Annotated in this window: 15 protein-coding genes and 1 pseudogene; 5 read left to right on the forward strand and 11 right to left on the reverse strand. The window is 65.7% G+C overall.

The window, feature by feature from the left end:
* Nucleotides 1–115: 115 nt before the first annotated feature.
* Nucleotides 116–660, reverse strand: a pseudogene (locus ACZI8W_RS24660) (hypothetical protein).
* Here ACZI8W_RS24660 and ACZI8W_RS24665 point away from each other — a divergent pair.
* Both ACZI8W_RS24665 and fdhD read left to right on the forward strand, forming a co-directional pair.
* Nucleotides 661–2,979, forward strand: coding sequence for an FdhF/YdeP family oxidoreductase (locus ACZI8W_RS24665; protein WP_463371164.1), 2,319 nt, complete (start codon nucleotides 661–663; stop codon nucleotides 2,977–2,979).
* Nucleotides 2,979–3,791 carry a formate dehydrogenase accessory sulfurtransferase FdhD gene (gene fdhD, locus ACZI8W_RS24670; protein WP_463371165.1) on the forward strand — a complete coding sequence of 271 codons (813 nt, stop codon included), beginning with the start codon at nucleotides 2,979–2,981 and terminating at the stop codon, nucleotides 3,789–3,791. Before ACZI8W_RS24665 ends, fdhD begins: the two co-directional genes overlap by 1 nt.
* Before the next feature lie 18 nt (nucleotides 3,792–3,809).
* Here the strand turns inward: fdhD and ACZI8W_RS24675 are convergent, their stop codons facing one another.
* Nucleotides 3,810–4,994 carry an alpha/beta hydrolase family protein gene (locus tag ACZI8W_RS24675; RefSeq protein WP_463371166.1) on the reverse strand — a complete coding sequence of 395 codons (1,185 nt, stop codon included), beginning with the start codon at nucleotides 4,992–4,994 and terminating at the stop codon, nucleotides 3,810–3,812.
* 61 nt (nucleotides 4,995–5,055) lie between these two features.
* On the opposite strand from ACZI8W_RS24675, the gene ACZI8W_RS24680 reads away from it, so the two are divergent.
* Complete coding sequence (locus tag ACZI8W_RS24680; RefSeq protein WP_463371167.1) at nucleotides 5,056–5,706, forward strand: TetR/AcrR family transcriptional regulator; 651 nt, start codon at nucleotides 5,056–5,058, stop codon at nucleotides 5,704–5,706.
* Nucleotides 5,707–5,748: 42 nt separating this feature from the next.
* Here ACZI8W_RS24680 and ACZI8W_RS24685 read toward each other — a convergent pair whose 3' ends face one another.
* The 5 genes from ACZI8W_RS24685 to ACZI8W_RS24705 all read right to left on the reverse strand — a co-directional run bounded on the left by ACZI8W_RS24685 (nucleotide 5,749) and on the right by ACZI8W_RS24705 (nucleotide 11,516).
* Nucleotides 5,749–6,405, reverse strand: coding sequence for a PaaI family thioesterase (locus ACZI8W_RS24685; protein WP_463371168.1), 657 nt, complete (start codon nucleotides 6,403–6,405; stop codon nucleotides 5,749–5,751).
* On the reverse strand, nucleotides 6,402–7,271 hold the full coding sequence (locus ACZI8W_RS24690; RefSeq protein WP_463371169.1) for a MaoC/PaaZ C-terminal domain-containing protein: 870 nt from the start codon (nucleotides 7,269–7,271) through the stop codon (nucleotides 6,402–6,404). The genes ACZI8W_RS24685 and ACZI8W_RS24690 overlap by 4 nt, the downstream gene beginning before the upstream one ends.
* An 11-nt stretch (nucleotides 7,272–7,282) precedes the next feature.
* Nucleotides 7,283–9,472, reverse strand: a complete 2,190-nt coding sequence (locus ACZI8W_RS24695) for an acyl-CoA dehydrogenase family protein (RefSeq protein ID WP_463371170.1) — start codon at nucleotides 9,470–9,472, stop codon at nucleotides 7,283–7,285.
* A 171-nt stretch (nucleotides 9,473–9,643) separates the two neighbouring features.
* On the reverse strand, nucleotides 9,644–10,807 hold the full coding sequence (locus ACZI8W_RS24700; protein WP_463371171.1) for a steroid 3-ketoacyl-CoA thiolase: 1,164 nt from the start codon (nucleotides 10,805–10,807) through the stop codon (nucleotides 9,644–9,646).
* Between the two features lie 103 nt (nucleotides 10,808–10,910).
* Complete coding sequence (locus ACZI8W_RS24705) at nucleotides 10,911–11,516, reverse strand: TetR/AcrR family transcriptional regulator (RefSeq protein ID WP_463371172.1); 606 nt, start codon at nucleotides 11,514–11,516, stop codon at nucleotides 10,911–10,913.
* Between the two features lie 227 nt (nucleotides 11,517–11,743).
* Here ACZI8W_RS24705 and ACZI8W_RS24710 point away from each other — a divergent pair, with 227 nt between their 5' ends.
* Nucleotides 11,744–12,667 carry a 3-oxoacyl-ACP reductase gene (locus ACZI8W_RS24710; RefSeq protein WP_463371173.1) on the forward strand — a complete coding sequence of 308 codons (924 nt, stop codon included), beginning with the start codon at nucleotides 11,744–11,746 and terminating at the stop codon, nucleotides 12,665–12,667.
* An 80-nt stretch (nucleotides 12,668–12,747) separates the two neighbouring features.
* On the opposite strand, the gene ACZI8W_RS24715 is transcribed toward ACZI8W_RS24710, so the two are convergent.
* The gene (locus ACZI8W_RS24715; RefSeq protein WP_463371174.1) at nucleotides 12,748–13,848 is read right to left on the reverse strand and encodes an Rv3169 family protein; all 1,101 of its coding nucleotides are present in this window, start codon (nucleotides 13,846–13,848) and stop codon (nucleotides 12,748–12,750) included.
* A 4-nt stretch (nucleotides 13,849–13,852) separates the two neighbouring features.
* On the reverse strand, nucleotides 13,853–15,019 hold the full coding sequence (locus tag ACZI8W_RS24720) for a phosphotransferase family protein (protein WP_463371175.1): 1,167 nt from the start codon (nucleotides 15,017–15,019) through the stop codon (nucleotides 13,853–13,855).
* Between the two features lie 313 nt (nucleotides 15,020–15,332).
* Here ACZI8W_RS24720 and ACZI8W_RS24725 point away from each other — a divergent pair, with 313 nt between their 5' ends.
* On the forward strand, nucleotides 15,333–15,965 hold the full coding sequence (locus ACZI8W_RS24725) for a TetR/AcrR family transcriptional regulator (RefSeq protein ID WP_463371176.1): 633 nt from the start codon (nucleotides 15,333–15,335) through the stop codon (nucleotides 15,963–15,965).
* Nucleotides 15,966–16,062: 97 nt separating this feature from the next.
* Here the strand turns inward: ACZI8W_RS24725 and clpX are convergent, their stop codons facing one another.
* Entirely contained in the window at nucleotides 16,063–17,340 is a 1,278-nt protein-coding gene (gene clpX / locus ACZI8W_RS24730) for an ATP-dependent Clp protease ATP-binding subunit ClpX (RefSeq protein WP_463371177.1), read from the reverse strand.
* 228 nt (nucleotides 17,341–17,568) lie between these two features.
* Complete coding sequence (locus tag ACZI8W_RS24735) at nucleotides 17,569–18,231, reverse strand: ATP-dependent Clp protease proteolytic subunit (RefSeq protein WP_463371178.1); 663 nt, start codon at nucleotides 18,229–18,231, stop codon at nucleotides 17,569–17,571.
* Nucleotides 18,232–18,250: the final 19 nt, after the last annotated feature.

Genomic DNA, 18,250 nt, shown 5'->3' on the forward strand with positions numbered 1-18,250 from the left:
TCAGTGCCCGCAATTGTTCACATCGGCGGGCACCATCACTGCGGAATCGCCGGACTTCACCGAACGATGACTCCGCACGCGAAGACACTCCGACACGCCGGTAGCGGGCGGGCAGTCAGATCATTTCGGGGACCTGCAGGTGCGCGATGGCAAGTTCGAAGCTGCCCGTCTCGAGCGCTCTGGCACGGGCCTCCGGGAGGCCGTCGTCCCTGATGCCGACCGGACGTTCCTCGTTGCGTTCCATCGACTCGGCACTATCGAAGATCAGCGACGACACCGCGCGACCGACAGCCTGATCGAGCATGAGGCCGGCACTGCAGAAACCATCCAGCTCCTCGATCCTGGGCAACGCTGCCAGCTTCCAGGCGTCGACGGCGCGGTCGACGTGGTGACCACGATGCATGGCGGCAATCTCCCATCGCGACACCTCCGTGGTGCCGTGGAACGCCTCGGCTGCCTTATCGCGAGCGCGTTGACCGGCCCTTCACTCGCGCGCAACGATTCCTCGTCCCTCCACGAACTGGTCGCGATGCAGCGACCGGAGTCGCAGTCGACCAGCAGCGACATTCCGAGGCACGATTCCATGTCCGCCAGTGCGGGCATCACGGTGGTGCGCACACCGGAGTGGCCCAGCACTGTGCGACAGGCCACTATGGACATATGACGCGACACGGACCCGAAGCCGACATCGACGAGACCGACCTCGAGTTGTCGGCCCCCAAGGAGTACGCCGCGGGTGTGCCCGCGGTGCTCGTGTCGCTCGAGCGCGCCTACGAGCAGATGGGTGCGGTCCGCACCGCACGGTCGTTGACCCGGCTCAACCAGCGACACGGCTTCGACTGCCCCGGCTGCGCGTGGCCCGAGACGCCCGGCCACCGCAAACCCGCCGAGTTCTGCGAGAACGGAGCGAAGGCCGTCGCGGAGGAAGCCACCCTACGGACGGTGACGCCCGAGTTCTTCGCGCAGCACTCACTCGACGAGCTCGCCACCAAGACCGACTACTGGCTCGGTCAACAGGGCCGCATCACGCACCCGATGGTGCTGCGGGACGGCGCGAGCCACTACGAACCGATCGGATGGGACGACGCGTACCGGGTGATCGCCGATCATCTGAACGAGTTGCCGTCACCCGACCAGGCCGTCTTCTACACCTCGGGCCGCACCAGCAACGAGGCCGCGTTCCTGTATCAGTTGCTGATCCGCAGCTACGGCACGAACAACATGCCCGACTGTTCCAACATGTGCCACGAATCGTCCGGGACGGCTCTGACCGACTCGATCGGTATCGGTAAGGGTTCGGTGTCGGTGCCCGACGTCGAGGCGGCCGATCTCATCCTCATCGCGGGTCAGAATCCGGGCACCAACCACCCGCGGATGCTCTCCACCCTCGAGAAAGCCAAGGCGAACGGCGCACGGATCATCGCGATCAATCCGCTTCCCGAGGCCGGGCTCAAGCGCTTCAAGGACCCGCAGAAAGTGTCCGGAGTCGTCGGGCGCGGAGTGGACATCGCCGACGAGTTCCTGCAAATCCGTCTCGGCGGCGACATGGCGCTGTTCCAGGGGCTCGGCAAACTGTTGTTCGAGGCCGAGGACGCCGCACCCGGCACCGTCATCGACCGAGCGTTCGTCGACGCGCACTGCGCGGGCTTCGAGGAGTACGAGGCCCACGTCCGGAATGTCGACCTCGACACCGTGCTCGAGGCGACCGGCTTGACGAACGCCCAATTGCGCGACACCGCTGCCGAACTCATCGCCTCGCAGCGGACCGTCATCTGCTGGGCGATGGGGCTGACGCAGCATGCGCACGCTGTCGCGACGATCGGCGACGCCGTCAATGTGCTGCTCGCCCGCGGCATGATCGGTAAGCGCGGTGCCGGCGTATGCCCGGTGCGCGGGCATTCGAACGTCCAGGGCGACCGCACGATGGGCATCTGGGAGAAGATGCCCGAATCGTTCCTCGCCGCGCTGGACACCGAATTCGGTATCGAGGTACCACGCAAGCACGGTTTCGACACCGTCGATTCCATCCGCGCGATGGGCGACGGGAAGGCGTCGGTGTTCATGGCGATGGGCGGCAATTTCGTCTCTGCGACACCGGATACCGTCGCAACCGAGACCGCGTTGCGCAACTGCGCACTGACGGTACAGGTCTCGACGAAACTCAATCGCAGCCACGTCGTCCACGGAACCACCGCACTCATTCTTCCCACCCTCGGCCGCACCGATCTCGACGTCCAAGCAGGAAAGAAACAGGCTGTCTCCGTGGAAGATTCGATGTCGATGGTGCATCTGTCGCGGGGGCGCCTGAAGCCTGTGTCCGAGCACCTGCGCAGCGAAGTGGCCATCGTGTGCCAGCTCGCCCGCACCCTGCTGGGCCCGGATCATCCCGTGCCGTGGAGCAGGTTCGAATCGGACTACCACCACATCCGCGACGCGATCTCGCGGGTGATACCGGGATTCGACGACTACAACACCCGGGTCCGGCAACCCGACGGTTTCGAACTCCCCCACCCGCCGCGCGACAGTCGCCAGTTCCACACCGAGACCGGGCGGGCGAACTTCTCCGTGAACGAACTCGAATGGGTACCGACCCCGGCAGGCCGGCTGATCCTGCAGACGATGCGCAGCCACGACCAGTACAACACGACGATCTACGGGCTCGACGACCGCTACCGCGGCGTGAAGGGCGGACGCAAGGTCATCCTGGTCAACCCCGACGACATCACCGCTCTCGGATTCCGCGACGGCGATCTCGTCGACATCGTCTCCGAGTTCACCGGACCCGACGGCGCCCTCGAAGAACGCCGCGTCCACGACTTCCGCGTCGTGGCCTACAGCACACCGACGGGCAACGCGGCGGCCTACTACCCCGAGACCAATCCGCTGGTTCCGCTGGGCCACGTGGCGAAGAAGTCCAACACACCGGCGTCGAAGGCGATCGTCGTGCGGCTCGAAGCTGCAGCATCGAAGGGCTCGTAGTGGGACGTGTGACGACCCGCCGTGCGGTCCTGCGGGTCACCGCAGACCGCACCACCCGGCGCCCCGACACGCTCGCCGTCGAGGAGCCGCTCGAGATCCGGCTCGACGGACACGCGTTGACGGTCACGATGCGCACCCCCGGGCACGATGTGGAACTCGCGCACGGTTTCCTGCTCGCCGAGGGAATCATCGGCAGCCCCGCCGATATCGCGATCGCACGGTACTGCGATGGCGTCGACGACTCCGGGGCGAACACGTACAACGTGCTCGACGTCCAACTCGCCCCCGGTGTCGCGGTGCCGGACGGCGCAGGTGCGCGGAACTTCCTCACTACCTCGGCGTGCGGGGTGTGCGGCAAGGAATCCCTCGAGCAGGTACGCACGCGCACCCGTTTTCCGCTGCGCGGCGACATCGCGATCCCGGCACGCATCCTGTCGCAGATGCCCCACCTGATGCATCAGCAGCAGAAGGTTTTCCGGTCCACGGGTGGACTGCATGCCGCGGCACTGTTCACCAACGAGGGCGCACTTCTGCAGCTGCGCGAGGACGTGGGCAGGCACAACGCTGTAGACAAGGTGCTCGGGTGGGCGCTTTCGAACAATCGGATACCCCTGTCCGACAGCGTCCTCGTCGTCAGCGGACGGGCCTCGTTCGAACTCGTTCAGAAGGCGGTCATGGCCGGTCTTCCGGTACTCGGGGCGGTATCGGCTCCGTCCTCACTCGCGGTCGATCTGGCCGAGGAGTCGGGGTTGACGCTGGTCGGCTTCCTTCGCAACGAGTCGATGAACGTATACACCGGGTCGGTGTCCTGATCCGCCGCTGGGCCTCGCTCAGCTGCACGTTGTTTCAGGGTACTGACCCGCGAATGCGCCTTCGGTGAACGCCTTCACGTCGTCGAAGGACTCGTCGAGCACGCCGCGGTGATCGGCGCCGTCGTACACGCGGTACGTCAGGTCGGCGCCGTTGCCACACAGCGCCTCGGTGACCTGATCGGTGACGGCACGCGAGACCAGGACGTCCGCAGATCCCTGCACCACGAAGGTCGGTACCGACAGTTCGAGCCCTTCGAGTTCCTGGCCGGCGTAGTACTCACGCAACCCTTCGAGGTTCGCCTCGGGCGCGAACACCTGGTCGGCAGGAATGGTCGCGGCGACCGCGCGCAGATCGTCCATGCATCCGGTACGTGCCGCATCCAGGAGCGGGCCGGCGGTGTCGGTGAGCATCGCGTCTGCAGACAGTTCCGGTTGCGCGGCTTCGGCACCGAGCAGAAGAATCGGCAGGAAGCTCAGGGCCTGTTGAATACCGGGACCCCCGGTGGCGAAGTACGCGGCGGTGTCGCTAGTGCGGCTGCCGGGCGCGAGGGCGACCGCTGCCTGCAGATCGAGTTCGGGCGCGCGTTGCGCACCGAGTGCGGCGGTGTACAGCGCGGCGTGACCGCCCTGACTGTGCCCCATCGCGATCCATTCCGTGCCGATACCAGGGTCGAGATCGCGCGCGGCGCGAACGATGTCGACGACGGCATTCGCGGCGCTGTCGCCGTTCATGTAGGGGTGACCACCGGGGGTTCCGAGCCCTTCGAAATCGGTCTGGACCACGGCGTATCCGTCTGCAACCCACCGGTCGAGCATCGCGGTGGTCAGCGAGAGGTAGTCGTGCGCAGGACCGCCGACGGTGTCGGCCGACGGCGCGCACGCGTCGCCGACCCCTGTGGTGCCGTGAGCCCAGCTGATCACGGGCCATCCGCCTTCGGGGGCGTCGCCCGCCGGGATTGCGACGGTGCCCGAGACCAGTGCCGGCCGCCCGTCGGCACCCTCGGATACGTAGGTGATCAGTTCGGTGCGCTGGGCGCTGGGGAGCGCCGCTGCCGTGGTGAGCGGGCGATCGGTGATCAGCGAACCGGCTGCGTCGACTCCGGAATCGGCCGACTCCGGAGCCGGGCTCGAACATGCGCCGACGCCGAGCACCGAAGCGAACGCGAGCGCCGCGGCAGCACGCCGGGACGGAATGGACCTCATGAAGCCTCCACTAAGAACAATGTATTAATTGCCAAGGTAACATTCTTAGTACAGTGGCTGCATGACGATGTCAACGGGCCGTCTCGCCCTATTGGATAGCGCCGAGCGGCTCGTCGCACGCCGAGGCATTCACGGAGTGGCTGCGCGCGAGGTGGTCAAAGAAGCGGGGCAGCGCAATAATTCGGCTATCACCTACCACTTCGGGTCGTGGGAGGGCCTCCTGGACGAGATCTGGTCCCGGCGTGCGCCACAACTGAACGCCGAACGCGCGGCACTCCTTTCGGCCGCACGACTCGACGACGGGCCCACCCTCGACAGGCTCGTCCACGCGTATGTACACCCGCTCGCGGCGCACGTGGCACACAACAAACCGAGCTTCTGGGCTCGCTTCAACGAACAGTGGTTGTCGACCGCGCCGCTCGACGTCCTGTCGAAGCCGGAACCCGGAGTGACGCAAGCCGACTACTACCCGTCGGACAACTCGCTCGACGTCCTGACCGAACTCCTCACCACGATCGCGGATCGACTCGATCTCCCGGAGACGGACGCGCGGCGCAGAGTGAGCCTGATGGTGCGGTTCGTCATCGGTGCATTCGCCGCCTTCGAACGCGCCGACGAGACCGGTGCCGCGCCCGACCCGGCCGCGTTCGAGGCGGAGATCATCCAGCTCGCACGCGGAATGCTCGACCCCAGCCGTGCGCGGTTCTGGTAGTTCCCGCTACCAGAACCGCGCACGGGTGGCGGAGCCGCCGCGTCAGCGCGGACGCGGCACCGTCTTGTCGACGAAGAGCGCCTCGACGGACACACAGACGGTGCCGTCTGCCATCAGGATCTCCCCGACCGTGTTGATCTTGCGACCATTCTCCTCGACCAACCGGCCGCGCACCGTGAGCGGCTCGAACAGCGGGGTCGGACGGTGGTACCGCACGTTGAGCTGCGCAGTGGCACCGCTTCGCCCGGCCCACGCATTCGCGACACCCAGGGTGTGGTCGATCAACAGTGCCGCCACACCTCCGTGTACATGGCCGGGAGGCCCCTGATACGGGATGGTCAACTCGACGACACCCTCGACCCATCCGTCGTCGCGTCCGGCGAGAACCAGCGGCGGGGCCAACGCGTTCTCGGGTCCGCACACGGGATCGTGCCGTGTGACACCTTCGCCGTGCCACATGTCGATCAGGCGTTCCTGGACTTCGGGCGCATGATCCTCGAGGTGCGCGGCGATACTGTCGAGTTCCTCGGCGACCCGCTCGAGGTTGGCGTTGGTGCGGTCGGTGCGCAACAGAGCATCGACGACACGTCGTGCGGCTTTGGTGGCTCGGTCGACAGCGGAGTCCTGCGGCGCCGACGTGAGCACCGTGCCGTCGGGGGCGTTACCGACGGTGGGGTGCGTAGCGGGATCGACTCTCATCGGATCTCCATCGTCGCGTGCGTGAGTACCGGCTGCCCGTCCCGCTCAGGGCAGACCGCCCGCAGGGTGAGGGTGTTGCCGGTGCGCCACACCGAGGTCTCGATGGTCTCCCCCGGATACAGCGACCCGGCGAAACGCACCGAGAGCGACTTCACCCGAGTCGGGTCGCCATCGAGGACACCGTCGACGACGGCTTTGCACACGACACCGTACGACGCGAGCCCGTGCAGGATGGGGCGATCGAAGCCTGCCATCTTCGCGAACTCGGGGTCGGCGTGCAGCGGGTTCATATCGGCGCTGAGCCGGTAGATCAAGGCCTGCGCGGTGCCGGTGCGCGACACGAGAACCGTGTCGGCGTCCCGTTCGGGTGCGGCACCACTGGCCTCCGGGCCGGCCTCGCCTCCGAACCCACCTTCACCGCGTGCCCAGATCTGCATCGCCGAGGTCCACAACGGGGTGCCTTCTGCGGTGCGGGCGGACTGCTCGAGCACGATCACCGCAGCCTTGCCCTTGTCCCACACGTCCGACACACGCGACGAGATGGTCGCGGTACCGGACGCCGGAATCGGTGCGTGCACGGTGAGCGACTGCCCGCCGTGCAGGATACGACGGAGGTCGATGTCGATGCCGGGCAGATTCATCCCGGCCGCGGCGGCATTGCCGGCCGAGATGCCCTGCCCCGCCACCATGGCGAAGGTGGGAAGGACACGAAGGTTCTTCTCGTACACCCAGGTCAGTTCGGCAGGATCCAGCGGGTCGACACCGGCGCCCAAGCCCAGGTGGTAGAGGATCACATCTCGCTCGGTCCAGGTGGCCTCGCGGAGGGTCGGCTCGGCCGTCAGCGCGGCATTCACATCTATCGGCATGTTCGTCAGTCTCACATTCCGGGTTCGGGATCACGAGGCAGACCGAGGATCCGCTCGCCGATGATGTTCAGCTGGACATTCGTCGTGCCGCCCGCGATCGACATGCACTGTGAGTTGAGGAACATCTGTGTTGCCGATCTCCGGTGCTGTCCCCCCAGCAGCGACGTGGGGCCCGCCCACTCCATCGCCGTCTCCCACACCTGCTGGAGATGTTCGACGCCGAGAAGCTTTGCAATCGACGATTCGGCGCCCGGCTGCGCGCCGGTCAACGACCGCAACGTGGTGCGCAGACCCATGAGTCCACCGGTCTGGGCGTCGCACAGCACCTTGCCCAGGATCGTGAGCTGTTCCGCGTCGAGCCCGCCCGGGATCGTCGCGGCCAAGGTCAGCAGAGCCTCCCCGCCGGAGCCGAGCGAGGAATCGTTCGACAGGGACACCCGCTCGTTGGCGAGAGTGGTGCGGGCGAGTTTCCAGCCGTCACCCGGTTCCCCCACAAGGCATTCGTCCGGCACGAAGACGTCGTCGAAGAACACCTCGTTGAACAGTGCCTCGCCGGTGATCTCCCGCAGCGGGCGGATGTCGAGCCCCTCGGAGTTCCTCATGTCGATCAAGAAATAGGACAAGCCCTTGTGCTTGGGTGCATCCGCATCGGTGCGAGCCAAGCAGATGCCCCAGTGTGCCTCACGGGCCATCGACGTCCACACCTTCTGGCCCTGCAGTTTCCATCCGCCGTCGACCTTGACGGCCTTGGTGGACAGGCCTGCAAGATCGGTTCCGGCGCCCGGTTCGGAGAACAGCTGGCACCAGACGGTGTCGCCGCGCAGCGATCCCGGCAGGAACCGCGCGAGTTGCTCGTCACTACCGTGCGCGATCAGCGTGGGAACCACCCAGTTGCCGATGATCATGTCGTGCGGCTTCAGTTCTGCGGTGCGCAGTTCCTCGGCGATGACGAGCTGAGTGACGGCATCGGCCCCCTTCCCCCACGGAGCGGGAAGATGCGGTGTGGTGTAGCCGTTCTCGGCCAGATAGGACTTCTGCGCGGCTCCCTCGAGCGCCTTGGCCGGCTCGAGTTCGGCCCGCACGTCGGCCCGGATCCGCTCGGCCTCGGGTGGCAGGTCGATGCTCAGCACCCGGCGGGTGCCGTCGAGGGTCAGCCCCGCGACCCGACGCTTCCACGATGGGGTGGAACCGGAGAGGATTCGCAGGGACTGCGCCCGTCTCAGGTAGAGGTGGGCATCGTGTTCCCAGGTGTACCCGATGCCGCCCAACACCTGGATGCATGTCCTGGTGACCTGGAAGCCGGCTTCGAGAGCGGTTGCCGCAGTGACGGCGACGGCGAGCGACGCCTCCTTGTCCGAAATGTCCTCGCCGAGTGCGCGGGCCGCGTCCCACGCGGTGACGCGCGCCTGCTCGGTCAGTCCGAGCATCCGCGCAACAGTGTGTTTGACGCCCTGGAACTGGCCGATGACACGGCCGAACTGCCGACGGACGCGCGCGTAGTCGGCGGCTGTGGTGGTGGCCCAGTCGGCAAGGCCCGCCGTCTCTGCCGCGAACAGCGTGACGGCGATGTCGACGACACGCTGCGAATCCAACGTCAGTATGTCGCCGTCGGCGAGGGGGAGGCCATCCACCGTGACCTCGGCATTGCGCCGCACGACGTCGTAGCTGGGCAGGTCGGTCACGTCGAGCCGGTCGCGGTCGACGACGACGAATGCGAGGTCGCCTTCGTCTTTCGCCGCAAGCAGGAAGACGTCGGCGACCTGGCCACCGAGTATGTAACTCGTCGTGCCGGACAGTGCGACGGTGTCGCCGTCGCGGACGATCTTCAGGTCGCCGGGTTGCAGGGCCACACCGCCGAACAGGGAGCCGTCGGACAGCGCGGCCAGCCGGTCGGTGCGTCCGGCCTCATGCAGCACAGCGGAGACGACGACGGTCGGCAGGAACGGCCCGGGCACCATCGCGCGGCCGAGTTCCTCAGCGACGATAGCGGTTTCGAGCAGACCGTACCCTGCACCGCCGACCTCTTCGGGCAGGTGCAGTCCCAGCATGCCGAGTTCGGCGAGTGAAGCCCAGTACGCTGGACGGGCCTCGGTTTTGGCCTCGACCGCGTCGCGGATCGCTTCGGGCGTGGCGTGTCGTGCGGCCCAGCCGCGGACGGAATCGCGAAGGTCGCGATCGTCGTCACTCAATCCAATGGTCATGAACGAACCCTTCGATGGAATCATGAAATGTGCGTGTTGCGACGTGCGTGTCCGCGACGCGCGGCCACACCCTGCTCCGCCCGCTGTCAGCCTCCCCCACTCCGAGCGAATGTATCGTTCGCTCGCTCTATCGAGACGAACGATACATTCGCTCAGTCTGGGGTGGGGTGGCTAGATGCGTTCGATGATGGTCGCAGTGGACAGCGCTCCACCCGCGCACATGGTGATCAGGGCGGTCGAGCGGTTCGAGCGCTCGAGTTCGTGCAAGGCACTGGTGATCAGCCGGGACCCGGTGGAGCCGACTGCGTGGCCGAGGGCAATTGCACCGCCGTTGACGTTGACCTTGCTCATGTCGGCTCCATGGACCTGGGCCCACGACAGCACGACAGACGCGAAAGCCTCGTTGATCTCGATGATATCGATGTCCGACAACGACATTCCGGTGCGTTCGAGCACGGCGCGGGTCGAGTCGATGGGACCGTCGAGGTGGTAGTAGGGGTCGGAGCCGACCAGGGTCGACGCGAGGATGCGGGCGCGAGGATGCAGGCCCGCCTCCCGCGCCTTGTCCTCACTCATGAGGAGTACGGCGGCTGCGCCGTCGCTGACCTGCGACGAGTTCCCCGCGGTGTGGATACCGCCCTCGATGACGGGTTTCAGTCCTGCCAGGCCCTCTGCGGTGGTCTCACGGAGGCCGCCGTCTCGCGTGACGGTCGCGGTCTCGCCCGTGGGCTTGCCTTCCTTCGTGACGACGGGCGCTTCGACCGGAACGACCTCGCGGTCGAACCTGCCCTCTGCCCACGCCTGGGCTGCCCGACGCTGCGATTCGAGACCGAGCGCGTCGACGTCGTCACGCTTGATTCCGCGCAGGTCTGCGATACGTTCGGCGGAAGTGAACTGGTCGCGCATGTCGATGGTCCAGTCGTCCGGGTAGGGATTCCCGGTCCCCGGAGTATTGGCCTGGCCGAGAAAGACCCGGCTCATCACCTCGACGCCGCAACCGATTCCGGCGTCGATCTGGCCGGACGCGATCAGGCCGGCGACCATGTGCACGGCCTGCTGCGACGAACCGCACGCGCAGTCGATAGTGGTCGCTGCGGTGGTGTACGGGAGCCCGGCGTGCAGCCATGCCTGCCGGGTCACGTTGTTGGACTGCTCCCCCGCCTGGGTCACTGCGCCACCGACGAGCTGGCCGACCTGCCCGGCGGGTAGTCCGGTCCGCTCCAAGACCCCCTTCTGCGCGGCACCCAGCAGCACTGCGGGGTGTACCCCGGCCAACTGACCGCGGCGACGCCCGATCGGTGTCCGTGCGGCTTCGACGATGACGACGTTGTTCATGCCACTCCCTGCGTTCAGCGATACTGAAATTTATTCTAGTTCTGACGCGGGATGAAGATCCGGGCCGTCCCACCGAGCGGGACCACCCTGGTAGGGATCGACATCAGGCGAGGTCGCCGAGCAATCGATCGCACGCGATCCGCAGATCCGACTCGATCTCGGGGATCGACGTACGCCCGTTGAGCGCCGACTGCACCAGCCCGAACCACAACGCGACGACGAGTCGGAGCACCGTCGCGTCCTGCACCGTCGGATTCTCGATACCCGCAGACTCGAGCATCAGCCCGTCGAACAATTGGTCGATCCTCGCCACGTCCGGGATCGTCGCTGCATTGGACATTGCGGCCGACTGGATCATGGCCGTCGCGAGCCGCGGCCTGCGCAACAGCGCCCGCGTCGCCTGCAGCAGCGCATCGCACACCGACTCCGACGGCACCGTCGCAACCGGCGCCTGCCTCGAGAGCTGGCTTCCCATTCTCTCGATCTGATCGACCATGACCGCAACGAACAGATGGGTCTTGGACGGAAAGTAGCGGTAGAGCGTGCCGATCGCGACACCGGCCAGCTTCGCAACCTCATGCATCTGTACCCGTTCGAGTTCGTACTCGTCACCGAGCTGGGCGGCCGCCTTCAAGATCCGGCCGTGACGCGCGCGCTGTTCCGTCGAACTCGGCTCGGCCGCGTCACGAGCCTCTGAGAGCCTGGGCATACCTCACCTCTTTCTTGGCCCGGACGACGCCCGACAGTAGAGCCGGCGACCACAGCGCGAGCGTTGCCGTCCTGGTCAGCAGGACCACGACAGCAGCCAGACCCACTCCCATACAGCGGGACGGCCTCCGCCCGCCGAACACCTCGACGCCCAAACTAGAATGAATACTAATTTTGGTTCGGGGCCGCCTACGAGGACCCGAACCGACCGAACACGGGAGACTTTCCATGGGTGAATCTGTCAGCCTTGCCGGACGCGCGGCAGTGGTCACGGGTGCCGGGGCCGGCCTCGGACGCTCCGAAGCTCTCGCGCTGGCGTCGGCCGGCGCCGCCCTCGTCGTCAACGACATGGGCGACGCCGCCCATGCGGTCGCGGAAGAGATCGTCGCAGCAGGCGGACAGGCCATCGCCGTGACCGGAGACGTCTCCGACTGGTCACTCGGCGGCCGACTCGTCGAGGAATCCGTCAAGGCGTTCGGCTCGTTCGATATCCTCGTCAACAACGCCGGCATCATCCGCGACAAGATGATCTTCAACCTCACCGAATCCGATTGGGACGACGTCATTCGCGTGCACCTCAAGGGTCACGCGGCCACCTCCCACGCCGCTGCGGTCCACTGGCGCGCGGCGAGCAAGGAAGCCGGCGCCCCGGTGTACGGTCGCGTCATCAACACCTCGTCGGAGGCATTCCTGTTCGGTTCTGCCGGGCAGCCCAACTACTCGGCCGCCAAAGCGGGCATCACCGCCCTGACGTTGTCCACAGCACAGGGACTCTCTCGCTACGGTGTCACCGCCAATGCCATCTGCCCGCGTGCCCGCACCGCCATGACCGCCGAGGCGTTCGGCGACGCCGACGGCACGAGCACCGGCCTCGACCCGCTCGCCCCCGAGCGCGTCGGTACCCTCGTGAGCTACCTCGCCTCCCCTGCCTCGCACGAGATCACCGGCCAGGTTTTCGTCGTCTACGGCAAGATGGTCGCGCTCATGGCCGCGCCGAAGGTCGAGAATCGCTTCGACGCCGCAGGTTCCGCGTTCACCGTCGACGAACTCGACCAGCAGCTGTCGTCGTACTTCACCGGCCGTGGCAAGTACGAGACGTACTCCGCTTACAGCGTGGCGGAATTGGAGAAGGCCGCACTCGCCGTGGACTGATCACCCCACCAGAGGACACGAGAGCGCCTCCGGCCCCGGCATATTCCGCCGGGGTCGGAGGCGCTCTCGACCGCTCCTGCCTATGGGGCCATATCCGTCCAGCCTACGAAGCCGGAAGGATCGTGGCGCCCCATCACAGCGTGTTCGAACATCCCCCATCCGACCCGGCCGTCGATGGTCGCCTTCGCGATGTGATCGATCGTCGAGTACGGCAACCGGCCGTGGAACTCTACGGTGGTGGTGTCGACCACCGACGAAGACGACCAGTTCTCACCGCGCCATTCACCGTGCGTCCATTCGGGATCGCCACCGTAGCCGGCACCGTGACTCAGCGAGATGAACCCGAGGTTCTCGACATCCACGACGATGGGTTCTCCCGCCGGCGTAGTGAGGTGGATGCGGGCCGTCTCCGGATGCCGCGTTCCACTGCGGTAGTTCACTTCGAGGCGCGGCCAGCCGAGTTGTTCGACGCGCCCGTCAGCGAACACACGTGTCGCGTGGTTGAGGGTGCGATGTCCGTCCTGCAATTCCTGAATGATCACCATCAGCGCGAAATCGTCGAATCGCAGCGGCGCATACGTCCAGTAGTGTCCGCCCCGGTTCTCGTAGGTCCAACGCCCCTGCGGATCCGGCTCCCCCACCGGGCGGATGCCCCACGAGCGATCGCGCGTGCCCATCCAGGTGTCCGGGTCTACAGTGAAGTCCTTGCCCTGCACCGACAGGCTGCCCGACCAGCTCCCGACCTGCGCGAAACGCGATGCGTCCAGGATCGGCCGCGGACCCGACATCAGGGTGTGCGCCTCCTCGAGAACCGCCGGAAACGATCCGTCCCAGGTGAGGTCGCACGACAGCTCGTCGTGTTCACAGATCACACGGATCTTCTGGAGGGGTTCGACGACTTCGAGGCGATACCCGCCGACCACACTCTCCGTGGAGCGCCCCTCGAGAGCATCGGAGAAGCGCACCGCTACTTGAGAATCCCCATGTCGCACAGTGACGAAGGCGTCGACGACGCTCAGATTCGGATAGACGCCGAAACCAGTGATGAGGTAGACGTCGCCGGTGCGGTCGTGCGCATTGAAGTAGTTGCGGTCGTAGAAGTTCCGGTCTGTGGATGCCACCCGGCCCATCGACAGCGGCGACTGGTGTACCGGATACTCATCGAGCAGAACTGGTTTCATCGAGTCACTTCTCCCAATCGTAGGTTTCGTCGATCAAGCGCGCGAGCATATCGCGATGGAGTACGTAGTCGTCGGGGTCGTCATGCGGCTCGACTTCACCGAAGCGAATGCGCCGGCGTTCGATCTGCGACATGACGATGCCATGCCGCAGTGCGGCGTAGACGAGGTAGAAGTCCAGATCACGAACCTCCACCCCCGCGACCTTCTCATAGAAGGCCACCACGTCGGAGCGCCGGAGGAACCCCGGAAGACCGGGGAACGAGAACTGTTCGGCGATGTCCTGGAACATGCGATGGAAGAAGATGAACCAGCCGAGGTCCAGCTCGCGCGGCGCGAGCGTGGCCGACTCCCAGTCGAGTACCGCGGCCGGTATCGTACCGTCGTACAGGATGTTCCCGATCCGGGCATCGCCCCAGCACAGCACGTCGGGGGACGGATCGGCGGGCCAGTTGGCCTCGAGCCAGTCGAATGCACGCTCCAGCAACGGGATCCGCATGCCGTCGTCGCGACGTGTCCATTCGTAGTAGGCGCGCTCGCTCTCGACATGACAGCGCAGCCCCGACGATCCTTCCGGTCCGGCGAGACCGGGTATCCGCGACCCGGACTCCGCGGCACAGACCGCGTCGGCGTCTACGGCGTGGACGGCCGCCAGCACCTCCACGCTGGCACGACTCAGCGCATCGCGCTCCTCGTCGTTCATCTCGTGGAGCCATCCGGCAAATACGTAGGGTGGGTTGTCCACCGGCACAGTACCTTCGGCACGGTCCATGACCAGGAACGGCCGACCGAGCGGACCGGACGACGTCTCCACCCACCGCACCGCAGGTACCGGTATCCCTCCGTGGTCGCGGACGGCGGTCATCACATCGAACTGTCGCTGCAGGTCGTATCCGGGAAACACCGGGAATGCCGATTCCTCGGGCGCGATGCGGACGACCAGGCGCTCCGTGTGTCGCTGCCCGTCCCGACTCCAGTCGAGATCGAACAGGACGGAAACGCTGGACATCCCCGAGTGCGTGGGACGGCTGACGTTGTACACCCGCGGGGGTTCGGCCGAGTCGAGGCGCTCGCTGAGCCAGTCCTGCAACTGCTCACGCAATGCGTCCAGATCCGTTTCGGTGGTCTTGATCTCCTGCTCTGCGCCTTCCGGCACCGCACTGTCCGTGGCCATCCCATGCCTCCAGTTCATTGTGACGAACGAGCGCAGGTGTCCTCGGACACCCGGCATCCGTTCCGGTAGTTGATGCCCCGCCTGCTCCCCCGGACAGAGATCCTGTCGCGCTCACTGTGATCGTCGTTACCCCAGGAGTCAAAGATAGACGGTTGTCCAAGTTTTTGGAACATGTTCTCGCGACTTTTTTCGCTCACCCCGGCGCCTCGGGCGAACGCGCCGTAGAGTCCGGTATCAACACCGCGCCGACCGGCCTCGCCACCACCTCATCGGACCGCCCTGGTCGAGCACCCGACGACAGGATCCGGAGACGATGAGTGAGCCCGCACCCCCCGGCCGACGAGAGCAGAACAAGCGACGCACCCGTCGCCGACTGCTGGATGCCGCAAGGCGGCTGTTCGCCGAACACGGCGTGGCCGCCACGGCGGTCGAGGACATCGCCGCACTCGCAGGGGTCTCCCGAGCTACCCTCTTCAACTACTTCCCCGGGAAGAGCGCATTGGTCGACGCGCTCCACGCGTGCCAGATGGAGGCACTCGCACTCCTGGTCGACGACCTACTGTCTCGTGAGCTGACGACCGAGGAACGAATCGTGGCCGTGTTCGCAGATTTCGCACGTGAGACCCGCGAACCCCCCGGCTACCTCCGGGCACTCACAGCAGAACTCGAGAAAGACATGGCAACAACGGAACTCAGCGATGCGCGTACTCAGCAGCTCGATCACGAACTGCTTCGCATCCTGCACGCCGGAACAACGCGGGCCGAGGTACGCACCGACCACCCCCTACCGTTTCTCGCCGGGATGATCGGCGCGATCTATCTTTCGACCGTCCGGCGCTGGAGATACAAGCCGAACGACGATGTGGCCGAGATGTTCGACCGCGCAGCACGCTTCGCCGCAGAATCCATCGAGCCCGGTCGGAACTCCGACGTCACGTCTCGTTAGCCGACGATTGGCGAGCGCATCCCGGCACACGTACCGACGACGAACGCCCCGGCAGGGAAAAGCCGGGGCGTTCGATCGACATGCGGATGTTCCGGAATCAGGCGCTCTTCTCCCGACGTTCACGGTCGGGCTTGCGGGGCACGATCGTCGGAAGGACGTTGTCGGTGACGGTCTCTGCGGTGATGACCACCTTGGCGACGTCGTCGCGGCTCGGGATGTCGTACATCACGGGCAGCAGCACCTCTTCGATGATGGCCCGCAACCCTCGTGCACCCGTGCCGCGCAGGATCGCCTGGTCCGCGACGGCTTCGAGCCCGTCCCTGGTGAATTCGAGTTCCACACCGTCCATCTCGAACAGCCGCACATATTGCTTGACGAGTGCGTTCTTCGGCTCCGAGAGGATCTCGACGAGCGAATCCTTGTCGAGGTTGGTCACCGACGCCACGATCGGCAATCGGCCGATGAACTCGGGAATGAGCCCGAACTTGATCAGGTCTTCCGGCATGACATCGGCGAAGTGATCGGTCGTGTCGATGTCGGCCTTCGATCGTACCTCGGCGCCGAAACCGATCCCCCGTTTGCCGACGCGGTCGGAGACGATCCGCTCGAGGCCCGCGAAGGCACCCGCGACGATGAACAACACGTTCGTCGTGTCGATCTGGATGAATTCCTGGTGCGGATGCTTGCGGCCGCCCTGCGGGGGCACCGACGCCTGCGTGCCCTCGAGGATCTTCAGCAGCGCCTGCTGAACACCCTCGCCCGAGACGTCACGGGTGATCGACGGATTCTCGCTCTTGCGCGCGATCTTGTCGACCTCGTCGATGTAGATGATGCCGGTCTCGGCGCGTTTGACGTCGTAGTCGGCGGCCTGGATCAACTTGAGGAGGATGTTCTCGACGTCCTCACCGACATAACCGGCCTCCGTCAGGGCGGTCGCATCGGCGAGAGCGAACGGCACATTGAGCATCTTCGCGAGCGTCTGAGCAAGGTAGGTCTTGCCGCAGCCGGTGGGGCCGAGTAGCAGAATGTTCGACTTGGCGAGTTCGACCGATTCACCCCGCGCATCGCGGGTCTTGTCGCCGGCCTGGATGCGCTTGTAGTGGTTGTAGACGGCCACCGCGAGCGACCGCTTCGCGGAATCCTGACCGATGACGTAGTTGTCGAGGAAATCCCGGATCTCGGCCGGCTTCGGCAGCTCGTCGAGTTTGACCTCGCTGGTTTCGGCGAGTTCTTCCTCGATGATCTCGTTGCAGAGGTCGATGCACTCGTCGCAGATGTAGACTCCGGGGCCCGCAATGAGCTTCTTGACCTGCTTCTGGCTCTTTCCGCAGAACGAGCACTTGAGCAGATCCCCGCCGTCACCGATACGTGCCATCTGTCAGGTCCCTACTTCCTCGTATGCGTGCAACCGATCCCGTGTCCGTCGACGAGCGCCGGCCCGGGGAGCGGGCCCTTTGGTCGACCGTACCCGGACTCCGGTACGCAGGTCGACAGGTTCTCCGCGTTTCCGGTCATATTTGTGCGCGCCTCGAGTGGCGCAGCTCACACCCTGCACAACGGCCCGGTCGAACGCACTCGGGACGTTCGACCGGGCCGGGTGTGGCTATCCCTGAGCGGACAACTTGCGGTACTCGAGCACGTTGTCGATCAGACCGTACTCGACCGCTTCTTCCGCCGTGAGGATCTTGTCCCGATCCGTGTCTTTGCGGATCTGTTCGGGGTCCTTGCCGGTGTGCTTGGCCAGCGTCGTCTCCATGAGGCGGCGCATGCGCTCGATCTCCGCAGCCTGGATCTCGAGGTCGGAGACCTGGCCCTGGATGCCGCCGGTCGCGGGCTGGTGGATGAGCACGCGGGCGTTCGGCAGCGCAAGACGCTTGCCCGGCGTACCGGCTGCGAGCAGCACTGCAGCGGCCGACGCCGCCTGCCCGAGGCACACGGTGGTGATATCGGCCCGGACGTACTGCATGGTGTCGTAGATCGCCATCAGCGACGTGAACGAACCACCCGGCGAGTTGATGTACATCGTGATGTCACGGTCGGGATCGAGCGACTCGAGTACGAGCAGCTGCGCCATGACATCGTTCGCGGACGCATCGTCCACCTGGACTCCCAGGAAGATGATGCGCTCCTCGAAGAGCTTGTTGTATGGATTGGATTCTTTGACGCCGTAGCTCGAGTGCTCGATGAACGACGGGAGGATGTAACGGCTCGCCGGTGAATTCGGGGCCTGACCGCCGAGTTGGCGCGGATCGAACATGTTGGTCATCGCTTCTCCAAGAATGTGT

Source organism: Rhodococcus ruitaii (assembly GCF_055230935.1).